Here is a 10,704-nt window from a genome sequence, read left to right on the forward strand (position 1 = left end):
GTGTGTTATTGCTCTTGTTTGTATAAAATTCTGCCACAATGCGGGCAAGTGACGATGTCTTCGCCTTTTACAACCGCAGAGAAAGTTTTATCATTTATCTGCATAAAGCAACCATAACAAGCTTGTTTTTTAACTGGCACAACGGCTGTGTTGTGAGCCCATTTTCTGATCTTTTCGTAAAATGCTAAGATCTTTTGATTCATCGCAGCGACAAGTTTATCTTTTTTAGCATATACCTCTTTGCGCTCTTTTTCGATCTTTTCAAGCTCAGATGAAACCTCGCTTTTTATCTTTTCTAAATTTCCTTCAAGCTCTGTTTTTTTAGCATTTAGCTCATCTTTTTGAGCATTTTTATTGTCTATTAGTTTTTCAAGTCTAGCGATCTCTTCATTTGCTGCTTCAAGCTGTTCTTTTGCGATATCTTCTTCAAGACCTAGCGCTTTTATCTCTTTTTCGCTTTTAGCGTTCGATCTTTTTTTAGCTACGTCTTTGATCTTGGCGCTAAATTCAGCGATATGAGCGTTTGTGCCTGATTTTTGTGATTTCAGATCATTTACCTCTTCGTCAAGCCTTTCTACATTAACCGCTATAGTTTCACACTCTTCTTCTATGCTTTTATAGGCTTTTTCTACTTCTTGTATGCGTGGCGTGAAGCCGTCTATTTGTTTGTCAAGATCAGATAATTCAACTAATTGTTGCAAATATTTATTCATAATGTTTCCTTTTTTGTTAGCAATATGTAAATGGGTTTTTAGAATTGCTTATTATAACTTCAATTTTTAGATTTTGCAAATATTTTGCTAAAAAATCACTAAAATAACGCTCGCTTTCATAGTGGTTTATGTCGATCAAATTTAGTCCATTTTCCTTTGCGTAAAGGGCTTGGTGATACTTTAGATCGCCCGTTAAAAAGGCGTCTGCTTTGACATCTTGGATGAGATCTGCGCCGCTTCCAGTGCAGATGCAAATTTTAGAAATTTCATCTTTTGCATGAACTGCTCTTAAATATTCTAGCCCAAGTTTTTCTTTTACAAATTTACAAAGCTCGCTAAATTTCATATCCACATCAGCGTAGATCAAAAAGCCCTCTTTGCTTGAAATTTCAAGCCCCAAAACCTGCGTCGCAAATTTTTCATTTAAAAAGGCAAGGTCGGCGTTTGTGTGAAGTGAGATGAGTGAGATATTTTTTATCACCATCTCCCTTATTAGTGAGCTTGGATAGAGGCTGTAGTCTAGGCACTTTAGGCCCTTAAAAATGAGCGGATGGTGCGTGATGATGAGCGAGTTTGGCAAGACATTTTGCAAAAGCTCGCTATCAATATCAAGACTTAGATAAATTCGCTCAAATTCGCTGTCAAATGAGCCAACCTGCAGGCCACTATTATCCCAAGACTCTTGGCTCACAAATGGGCAAATTTCATCTAAGATTTTATAAATTTCAGCTATTTTCATCAAATTTTACTTTTGCTCTAGGCTCTCTTTATATGTTAGCGCGCACTCTTTTGCAAGCTCGCGAATTTTTAAGATGTAGTCTTGTCTTTGCGTAACGCTTATCGCTCCACGCGCGTCAAGGACGTTAAACGTATGCGCTGCAAGCATGCAGTAGTCGTAGGCTGGCAGTGAAATTTTAGCCTCCAAGCAACGTTTACACTCATTAAATGCGTTTTCAAACTGGTTAAAAAGCATATCAACATTTGCCACTTCAAAGTTGTATTTACTCCACTCGTACTCGCCTTGTTTGTGAACGTCGGCGTAGGTTACGATGTTGCCATTAGAGTCGTCCCAAACGATGTCATAGACGCTATTTACATCTTGTAGATACATCGCTAAGCGCTCAAGGCCGTATGTTATCTCGCCAGATATGAGCTCGCATGCGATGCCGCCCACCTGCTGAAAGTAGGTAAATTGCGTCACTTCCATGCCGTCTAGCCAGACCTCCCAGCCAAGTCCCCAAGCGCCCAGCGTCGGGCTCTCCCAGTTGTCTTCGACAAAGCGGATATCGTGATTTTTCAAATTTAAACCAAGTCTTTCAAGGCTTTTTAGGTAAAGCTCTTGGATATTTTCTGGGCTTGGTTTTATAAGCACTTGAAACTGATAGTAAGCGCCAAGACGGTTTGGATTTTCGCCGTATCTGCCATCAGTCGGACGGCGGCTTGGGGCTACGTATGCAGTCGCCCATGGCTTTGGTCCAAGGCTTCTTAAAAATGTCGCCTGATGATATGTACCCGCACCTGCTGGCATATCGTATGGCTGAAGTATGACGCAGCCTTGCTCTTGCCAATAGTTTTGAAGCGTTAGTATTATTTGTGAAAATGTCATTTTTTGCCTTTTATTTTATTGATATATAAATTTCTATTTTATTTTTTAGGTATTTTTCAAAGTCTGTTTTATAGGTTCTTTCTAGCTCGCTACTTTCAAAATATCTCCAAATTTCATCCCAAAATTTTGCAACATTTTGTGGCTCATTTGCAAAGCTAAAAAGAGCGTACTTTCCGCTTTGTATATTTAAATTTTCACTATCTTTTTGGCGTGATATTGTGCCGATGAAGTTATCGTAATGTCCATTAAAATCACTTTCGTAGTTACAGTAAACACTATAAATTTCACTCTTGCCATCATAGTATTCACTCATAAATTTGGACCATAAAGCTGGAATTTTGCCGTTGCCGTCCATTTCATCTTCATTTTTAGTGCGAGTTTTTACTCCATAAATTTCAAAGCTATCTTCTAAATTTATAGTCTTCATAAACTACCTTTGTCCGTTAAAATTTTCAACCGCTTGGTTCCACATGAGCTTGTATTTTCGTTTTAAAAATTCAACTTCATCTTGTGAAATTTTAAGCTGTTTTGTAAGCGTCTCGACCGTTTTTCTATCCTCGTCATAGAGCTCTTGCATCGAAATGAGCGCCTCTTTTAAAAATTTATTCTCATTTCTTAAGGTCTCAAGCGTCTCATCTTTTGCGTCAAGCACCTTTTCGTGTAAATTTAGTATCGTGCCAATCGTCTTTTCGACAAAGCTAAAACCATCTTGGCTTTGCGGCTGCAAGGATAAATTTTGCGAAACACTAGGCACCACGCTCATCGTTCCCTCGCTCGCTTCTATCAAAATTTCTCCATTTTCCTCTTTGGTTTTCAAAACGCCACGATTTATCATATCCTCGATAACTTCGCGCTCTAAATGCACAAGTTTGCAAAATTCATCAACTCCAAGATAGGTCTGCACCGCTTCTCCTTTTATAGTATCACTTCAACCTTTGAAGAGTCTTCCTCTAAAGCCTTTATCTTTGCCTCTCTGTCGGCCTTTAGCGCACTTGCTAGCCCCTCATCTTCAAGGGCTAAAATTTGCACCGCAAGATAGGCTGCATTTATCGCGCCAGCCTTGCCGATAGCCAAGGTCGCCACTGGCATACCACTTGGCATTTGCACGGTTGAGTAAAGTGCATCAACGCCGCTTAGAGCTGAACCAGCCATTGGTATGCCGATCACTGGTTTTGTTGTATTTGCAGCGATCGCTCCAGCTAGATGAGCTGCCATGCCAGCAGCTGCTATGAAGACTTTTGCCCCTTTTTTCTCGGCGTTTGCGACGTACTCGCTAGTTCTTTTTGGGCTTCTGTGGGCTGAGCTGATTATCAGTTCATATTTTACGCCAAATTTCTCCAGAGTATTTGCCGCCTCGCTAACTATCTCATAGTCGCTTTTACTTCCCATTATAATAGAAACAAATTTCATATCTTCTCCCTCAAAAAGCTAAATTTTGGCAGCTTAACGCCAAGGTTTATCTCATTTTCATTACCGCTGTGAATTTCGCTCATGACCTTGCCTTTTTTGGTAACGAGCTGCTTAAATTTGATAAATTTCTTGCCATCTTGTGAATAGACCTTTGAGATTTCATTTTCACTATCATCTATGTGTGAGCCAGTCGGTGCTACGATCTCGTAGCCTTTATCTGGGAAAATTTTATATTTACACTTAAAAAACTCACCATCTTCACTTATGGCATTTACCTGATGAGTGCCCTCTTCTAGGCTACTTGTGTGATTTTGCGTATCGGTTCGCTCATAAGGTCTATGCACCAAGTAGCCGTCCGTAAAGCCGCGATTTTTCAGCGTATTTATCTCATTTTCATAAATTTGCGCGTCAAATTTGTCGTTCATGGCGTCATTTATCGCCATTTTATAGGCTCTTGCTGTGCAGGCTGCGTAGTATTCGCTCTTTGTGCGGCCCTCTATCTTAAAGCTATCTATCACGCCGCTATCAACGATCTCTTTGATGTGTGAGATGAGGCAAAGATCCTTTGAGTTCATGATGTGAGTGCCATTTTCGTCCTCTTCTAAGCGGAAAAGCACGCCGCTCTCTTCGTTTTTGGCATAGAGTTCATACTTAAATCTGCAGTCGTTTGCGCAGCTGCCGCGGTTTGACATACGTCCGCTTTGCACTGAGCTTACCAAGCACCTACCAGAATAGGCAAAGCACATCGAGCCATGGACGAAAATTTCGATATCAAGGGTTGGAATTTCCTCTTTTATCTTTATAACATCTTTTAAATTCATCTCTCTAGCCACGACGATGCGTTTTGCACCCATATCGTGGTAAATTTTAGCATCCAGCACGTTCATAACGTTTGCCTGAGTAGAGAGGTGTATCTCGATATCTGGAGCGATCTCTTTTGCTAGGCTCATGACACCTGGAGTTGCGATGATAAAGGCATCTGGCTTCATCGCTGAGATGGTTTGTAAGTGCCTTTTTAGTGGCTCTATCTGAGAGTTAAAAGGAAAGGCATTTATGGTCGCATAAAATTTCTTTCCCTTTTCGTGTGTGTAGTCTATCGCCTCTTTAAAAGTCTCAAGGTTAAACTCTCTTGCTGATCTAGTCCTTAGCGAAAAGCTAGCAACCGAGCCATAAACAGCGTCGGCTCCGTATTCAAGGGCGATTTTAAGTTTTGTTAAATTTCCAGCTGGAGATAAAAGCTCAGGCCTTTTTAGCACTATTTTTTACCTAGACTTTCTATCAAGGCTTCGATGTCGTCGTTGCTGACTAGGTTTTCAGTCGTTGTATCACCAGCGATATGAACAGCAGAGCCAACGCGCTTATCATCGTCGATACGACCTTCAAACAATGTATTCATATACTTGCTTAGCGCTCTCATAACGTTGATAACACGCTCTATCTTTTGTCTGTGGATGTCTTGATACTGCATCATATCCATAGCCATCATGATCTCATCTTGTCCCATTTGTAAATTTGAGATGATATTATCGATCGTGCCAAGAAGCGAGTTGTTTTTATCCAAAGCCTCGCTAAATGCAGCGATATTTGGAAATTTCTCACTTAGCGTTGTAAATAGCTCAACGTTTGAATTTATCGCATCTTTTAGGCTGTTTGAGTCGCTCTCAGCGTCCATAAAAAAGTTATTTATCGTCTCAAGCTTGTCAAACATCTGAGTAGCTTTCTCTTCGCTATCTCTTGTCACATCATCAAGCTGGTGTACCATTTTATGGTCTTCAGTCGGTGGTGGTGGTGGCCAAACGCCGTCTGCACTCACTCTGTAGTTTTCGCCCTGTTTTGAGCTACTCTCTGACTTTGCTTGTGGCTCATCTGCTTTAGCACTCATTGCCTCTGCAACTTCTGCTACCTCGTCTGTTTCCTCTTTGACGTCCGCGACCTCTTGGCTGGCATCTTTAGTATCACCTAAATCATCCTCTAATCCGCCCGCCATAAGCGCGTCAAGTTCCTCTTGGGTCATAAAAGCTCCTAATAAAATTTGGCTTGATTATATAGGATTTAAATAAAAAGAAAGTTTAAAAAGCATGCGTTTATCTTTAAATTTATCAAATTTTAGGTAGCATTTTTGAAAAATAAACGACTTTAAAAGGCTAAAAATGACCGTCGATCTTCACAACCACACACCGCTTTGCAACCACGCAGTTGGCGAACCGCTAGAATTTGTGAGATGCGCCATAAAAGCTGGCACAAGATACTTTGGCTTTAGCGATCACGCACCGATGAACTACGATGAAGCTTATAGGATGAAATTTGAAGAGATGCAAAGCTACGAAGACGAAATTTTACGTTTAAGAGAGGAATTTAGCGGTGAGATAGAAATTTTACTTGGCTACGAGATGGACTTTTTAGATGGCTTTATGGACGAGCGAGTTTTTGCTAGAAAGGTTGATTATCTAATAGGCTCTGTGCATTTTTTTAACGGCTGGGCGTTTGACAACCCAGAATTTATCGGTGGCTACGAGGGCAAAGACTTGGATCAAATTTGGCAAGAGTATTTTGACCACATAGAAAGGTCAGCTAAGCTTGGTAAATTTGACATCATGGGGCACATCGATCTTTTAAAACTCTTTAAATTTTTACCTAAAAAAGATGTCAGGATCCTAGCCAAAAACGCGATAAAAGCAATAAAAGAGGCAAATTTGGTAGTTGAGATAAACGCAGCTGGCTTTAGAAAGCCCATCGGCGAGCAATATCCAAGCATAAATTTACTTGAGCTTATCGCCGAAAATGACATAACCATTACCTTTGGCTCAGACGCTCACGCCAAAGAAGATATCGGTAAAAACGGCGAAATTTGCGAGCAAATAGCTAGAAATTTGGGATATTCAAAGTGTGCGATATTTAAAAATAGAGATAGAGAATTAGTAAAATTTTAGTTTGGGGTCAAATAAAATATAAAGATAATCTTAAATATAAAATTTTGTGATACAATACGAAAATTAAAAAACCAGAAGGAGATAAAAAATGGGAAAATTTGTCCAAAACATCGATCATTTTTTTGATTTTTGCAAAGAAAATGAAGTTAAATTTGTAGATTTTAGATTTACCGATCTAAACGGCGCTTGGCACAGCATAAGCTACAACATAAAAGCTGTTACAAAAGAGAATTTCACAAACGGCATCCCGATGGACGCTAGCTCGATGAACGGCTGGCAGCCAATCGACAAGAGCGATATGATAATGAAGCCAGAAGCGACATCGGCGTTTTTGGACCCATTTACCTCTGACATCACAGTCGTTGTTTTCTGCGATATCTACGACATCTACAAAGGTCAAATTTATGAAAAATGCCCTCGCTCGATCGCAAAAAGAGCGATGCAATATGTAAAAGATAGCGGACTTGGAGACGAGGCATATTTTGGCCCTGAGAATGAATTTTTTGTATTTGACAACGTCAAAATCATCGACAGCCCAAACTGCGCGATGTATCAAGTAGATAGCGAAGAAGGCGAGTGGAACGACGCTGCAGACTTCAAAGATAGCTACAACACAGGCCACCGCCCACGCAGAAAAGGCGGCTACTTGATGACTCAGCCAATCGACAGCATGGTCGATCTAAGAGCTGAAATGATGCAAGTTTTAGAGCAAGTTGGTCTTGAAGTATTTTTAGGACACCACGAAGTCGCTCAAGGTCAAGGCGAGATCGGCGTGAAATTTGGCAACTTAGTCGAGGCTGCTGACAACGTTCAAATTTACAAATACGTCGTTCGCATGGTCGCTCACCTAAACGGCAAGACAGTTACATTTATGCCAAAACCGCTTTATGGCGACAACGGCAGCGGCATGCACGTGCACCAATCAGTCTGGAAAGACGGCAAAAATTTATTCTACAAAGAGGGCAACTACGCAAATTTAAGTGACTTTGCAAGATACTACATCGGCGGCGTTTTAAAACACGCAAGAAGCGTTGCAGCCTTCACAAACCCAAGCACAAACAGCTACAAACGCCTAATCCCGGGCTTTGAAGCGCCATCTATCCTCACCTACTCTAGCCAAAACCGCTCAGCGAGCATCCGCATACCTTACGGCGCTGGCGAGAAGTCAGTTAGAGCTGAGATGAGATTCCCTGATAGCACGGCAAACCCTTATCTAGCTTTCTCAGCGATGCTAATGGCGGGCCTTGACGGCGTTAAACACAAATACGAGCCAGTTGGTCCGATGGATGAAAATTTATTTAAACTTCACCTCGATGAGATCAGAGAGCGCGGCATAGAGCAGCTCCCACACACACTTCGTGGCAGCCTTGAGGCGCTTATCCGCGATAACGAATATCTAAAACCGATAATGAGCGATCTTTTCATCGACACTTATCAGCACATGAAATTTGAAACTCAGGTTTGGCCTTACGAAGCACGCCCAACCGCTTATGAGTTTAAAACCTGCTTCTCTTGCTAAAACGCAATCTCCAAGCTCTTTTTTGGGCTTGGAGACTTTTTTAAATATAAAATCTATATAGTTAAATTTTGAGCTAAATTTAGCTTTACGCACAAGAATAAATTTTAAATTTAATAAGCCCAAACTCATGCAAATTTAGAAATTTAAGCTCATATCCAAAAAAGCCATGGCGGATAAATTTAAGACTTCAAGCTTTAAATATAAAAAACAAAAACACCTATCTAAATTTTGGCTACTTTTGTTTAGAAATTTTGTCCAAAAGGATAAATTTAAAAATTAACAAGTCATAGCCATTGTAAATTTGTTTTTTAGTTTAGAGATTTTGTCTAGCAAAAATGGTCATAGCAGATAAATTTTGGCTTTAAATTTAAGCATCAAACAAAACAACAAGCTAAATTTGACTAATTTTATTTAGAAATTTTGTTTTAGAAAGGTTAAATTTAATAAGCCTAAGTTCATGCAAATTTAGAATTTTAAGTTTATATCAAAAAAAACCACATCGGATAAATTTTAAACTTCAAATTTGAAATATAAAATCCTACGGTGGTTAAAAATAGAATTAAATTTTATTTTGCAAACAAGGGTAAATTTGCCAGAGTTTTAAATTTATCGCCTCATTAAAAGTTCAAATTTAATAAGCTCTAGCTCTTTTAAATTTGCAATATAAATTTGAGATTTTATTTAGTCAGGATAGCAACAGTAGATAAATTTATTAAAAAAGCTAAATTTGACCACTTTTATTTAGAAATTTAGATCAAAAAGTCAAATTTACAAAAGAGCCAAATTTCCTAGCTATTTTGCACTTCAGGCTGTCCAAAGAGCCTATTTGCCTCTTTTATCACGCCCTCTTCTCTTTGCTTTTTAAGCTCTTCTGGGCTCTTGCTCTGACTTAGTGACATCAGCTCTTTTGCAAAGTCATTTTGCGGCTGAGATAGCGCATTTACGCTAGTTTCAGGCACTACCTCGGGCTTGCTTACTGGCTCATCTTTTTGCTCGTCTTGCTGCCTAGCCTTTATCTTAGCGATCTCCTCGTCAAGGTAGCTATATTTATCTTGTGGCTCTTGTGGCGGAGTTTCTGGCTTGGGCTTTGCGGCAGGAATTTGAGTTTTAGCATTTACGATCTTGATCTTTTTACCAAAAATTGTATGTAAAATTTCATGCATTACACCCCAGCTTTTTTTGAAAAATGCCAGCTCATCGCCAGTTGCATTGACGACTAAGCCAAGCTCATTCTCATTTAAAAAGCTAAAACTTATGTGATTTTTAAAAATTTCTCCAAGCTCAAAGCTTCTATCATAAATTTTTGCCACAAACTGCTCGTATGGCGTCTTTGGCGCTTCTTTTATGGCTAAAATTTGCTCACTCACGCCAGCTTTTGGCTCTATAGCCACGCTAGGCTCGCTCTTAGCAAGCTTTATTGCTTCATCGATATCTTGTAAATTTAGCGCCTCTATCATCATAAAAAGCATAAGCATCAGCACAAATCCATTGTCGCTTGATACGCTTAGCATCGACTTTGCCTGCGCCAAAATCCTAAAAAATCTCTCATATATAAGAAGTGAAAATTTTGGGTCGTTGTCTAAAAATCTCTGCTTTAAATTTGCCAAAATTTCATCTATGATCATCTCTGGCTCATAGGTCTCAAGCTCGGTTACAAGCACTCTTATGGCGTTTTTATCGGCATTTGCGACGTGTTCGATGATCTGCTCGATTCTACTTGGATCAAGAAGTCCGAGCATCGCTGCCACGCTTGATTTTGTGATATTGCCAGCGCCATAAATGATAGCTTGATCAAGCAGCGTTAGTGTATCTCTTAGCGAACCGCCGCCACTTCTAGCTAGTATCTCAAGCGCCTCCCTCTCGTAGCTCACGCCCTCTTTGCTAAGGATAAATTCAAGATGTTTTACGATCTCATATCTGCTTATCTGCTTAAATCTAAAATGTTGCGTCCTTGAAAGCACCGTTGTTGGCAGCTTAAGCGGGTCGGTCGTTGCTAAGATAAATTTAACATAGCTTGGCGGCTCTTCAAGCGTTTTAAGAAGGGCATTAAACGCCTCTTTTGTTAGCATATGCACTTCGTCGATGATGAAAATTTTATATCTAGCAGCCGTCGGAGCGTACTTTGTCTGCTCGATAAGCTCCCTTATGTCATCGATCTTTCTGTGGCTGGCTGCGTCCATCTCGATGATGTCCATGTGGCGCGACTCGTTTGCCATCACGCACTGCGCACAGACCTCGCAAGGCCTAGAAGTTGGCCCTTTCTCGCAGACCAAAGCCTTTGCAAATATCCTAGCGCTCGATGTCTTGCCGCTTCCCCTAAGGCCTGAAAACAAATAGGCATGGCTCACTCTGTTCTCATCAAGTGCGTGGGTTAGGCTCTTGCTTACGGCTTCTTGTCCGATGAGCTCGTCAAAATTTTTTGGTCGATATTTTAGGGCTAGTGCTTGCAACTGCTTTCCTTTTTGCAATTTTAATTTGCTGATTTTATAAAAAAAGGCATAAATTTATGGTTATGATAAAGTTAAA

Annotated in this window: 11 protein-coding genes; 2 read left to right on the forward strand and 9 right to left on the reverse strand. The window is 40.2% G+C overall.

Annotated elements, in window-relative coordinates; genetic code table 11:
* Positions 1-5 precede the first annotated feature (5 nt).
* From CYP26_RS02535 to CYP26_RS02570, 8 genes are read right to left on the reverse strand one after another with little or no spacing between them, the layout of a single operon-like run.
* Positions 6-713, reverse strand: coding sequence for a zinc ribbon domain-containing protein (locus CYP26_RS02535; RefSeq protein WP_103630250.1), 708 nt, complete (start codon positions 711-713; stop codon positions 6-8).
* Between the two features lie 16 nt (positions 714-729).
* Positions 730-1,452, reverse strand: coding sequence for a Nif3-like dinuclear metal center hexameric protein (locus CYP26_RS02540; RefSeq protein ID WP_103630251.1), 723 nt, complete (start codon positions 1,450-1,452; stop codon positions 730-732).
* Between the two features lie 6 nt (positions 1,453-1,458).
* Positions 1,459-2,319: a glycine--tRNA ligase subunit alpha gene (glyQ, locus tag CYP26_RS02545; RefSeq protein ID WP_021084368.1), complete on the reverse strand. Its 861-nt coding sequence runs from the start codon at positions 2,317-2,319 to the stop codon at positions 1,459-1,461.
* A 10-nt stretch (positions 2,320-2,329) separates the two neighbouring features.
* Positions 2,330-2,746, reverse strand: a complete 417-nt coding sequence (locus tag CYP26_RS02550; protein ID WP_103573267.1) for a GyrI-like domain-containing protein — start codon at positions 2,744-2,746, stop codon at positions 2,330-2,332.
* Between the two features lie 3 nt (positions 2,747-2,749).
* Positions 2,750-3,223 carry a DUF3972 domain-containing protein gene (locus CYP26_RS02555; RefSeq protein ID WP_103613014.1) on the reverse strand — a complete coding sequence of 158 codons (474 nt, stop codon included), beginning with the start codon at positions 3,221-3,223 and terminating at the stop codon, positions 2,750-2,752.
* 11 nt (positions 3,224-3,234) lie between these two features.
* On the reverse strand, positions 3,235-3,729 hold the full coding sequence (purE, locus tag CYP26_RS02560; protein ID WP_103630252.1) for a 5-(carboxyamino)imidazole ribonucleotide mutase: 495 nt from the start codon (positions 3,727-3,729) through the stop codon (positions 3,235-3,237).
* Positions 3,726-4,985 (reverse strand): peptidase U32 family protein, encoded by a 1,260-nt coding sequence (locus CYP26_RS02565; protein WP_103630253.1) that lies wholly within the window; start codon positions 4,983-4,985, stop codon positions 3,726-3,728. The genes purE and CYP26_RS02565 overlap by 4 nt, the downstream gene beginning before the upstream one ends.
* Positions 4,985-5,743 (reverse strand): chemotaxis protein, encoded by a 759-nt coding sequence (locus CYP26_RS02570; protein WP_103630254.1) that lies wholly within the window; start codon positions 5,741-5,743, stop codon positions 4,985-4,987. Before CYP26_RS02570 ends, CYP26_RS02565 begins: the two co-directional genes overlap by 1 nt.
* Positions 5,744-5,879: 136 nt before the next feature.
* Between CYP26_RS02570 and CYP26_RS02575 the strand changes: the two genes are divergently transcribed.
* Together CYP26_RS02575 and glnA are read left to right on the forward strand one after the other, a co-directional pair.
* Positions 5,880-6,659: a histidinol-phosphatase gene (locus CYP26_RS02575; protein ID WP_103570160.1), complete on the forward strand. Its 780-nt coding sequence runs from the start codon at positions 5,880-5,882 to the stop codon at positions 6,657-6,659.
* An 88-nt stretch (positions 6,660-6,747) separates the two neighbouring features.
* Positions 6,748-8,178 carry a type I glutamate--ammonia ligase gene (gene glnA, locus CYP26_RS02580; protein ID WP_103570159.1) on the forward strand — a complete coding sequence of 477 codons (1,431 nt, stop codon included), beginning with the start codon at positions 6,748-6,750 and terminating at the stop codon, positions 8,176-8,178.
* A 788-nt stretch (positions 8,179-8,966) separates the two neighbouring features.
* Here the strand turns inward: glnA and CYP26_RS02585 are convergent.
* The gene (locus CYP26_RS02585) at positions 8,967-10,628 is read right to left on the reverse strand and encodes a DNA polymerase III subunit gamma/tau (protein ID WP_103630255.1); all 1,662 of its coding nucleotides are present in this window, start codon (positions 10,626-10,628) and stop codon (positions 8,967-8,969) included.
* Positions 10,629-10,704 lie beyond the last annotated feature (76 nt).

The organism is Campylobacter concisus, assembly GCF_002913225.1.
Classification (GTDB): domain Bacteria; phylum Campylobacterota; class Campylobacteria; order Campylobacterales; family Campylobacteraceae; genus Campylobacter_A; species Campylobacter_A concisus_J.

Coding starts and splice junctions, on each gene's coding strand:
- glyQ (WP_021084368.1), bottom strand. CDS start 2,319: ATGACATTTTCACAAATAATACTAACGCTTCAAAACTATTGGCAAGAG.
- glnA (WP_103570159.1), top strand. CDS start 6,748: ATGGGAAAATTTGTCCAAAACATCGATCATTTTTTTGATTTTTGCAAA.
- CYP26_RS02550 (WP_103573267.1), bottom strand. CDS start 2,746: ATGAAGACTATAAATTTAGAAGATAGCTTTGAAATTTATGGAGTAAAA.
- CYP26_RS02540 (WP_103630251.1), bottom strand. CDS start 1,452: ATGAAAATAGCTGAAATTTATAAAATCTTAGATGAAATTTGCCCATTT.
- CYP26_RS02535 (WP_103630250.1), bottom strand. CDS start 713: ATGAATAAATATTTGCAACAATTAGTTGAATTATCTGATCTTGACAAA.
- purE (WP_103630252.1), bottom strand. CDS start 3,729: ATGAAATTTGTTTCTATTATAATGGGAAGTAAAAGCGACTATGAGATA.
- CYP26_RS02570 (WP_103630254.1), bottom strand. CDS start 5,743: ATGACCCAAGAGGAACTTGACGCGCTTATGGCGGGCGGATTAGAGGAT.
- CYP26_RS02575 (WP_103570160.1), top strand. CDS start 5,880: ATGACCGTCGATCTTCACAACCACACACCGCTTTGCAACCACGCAGTT.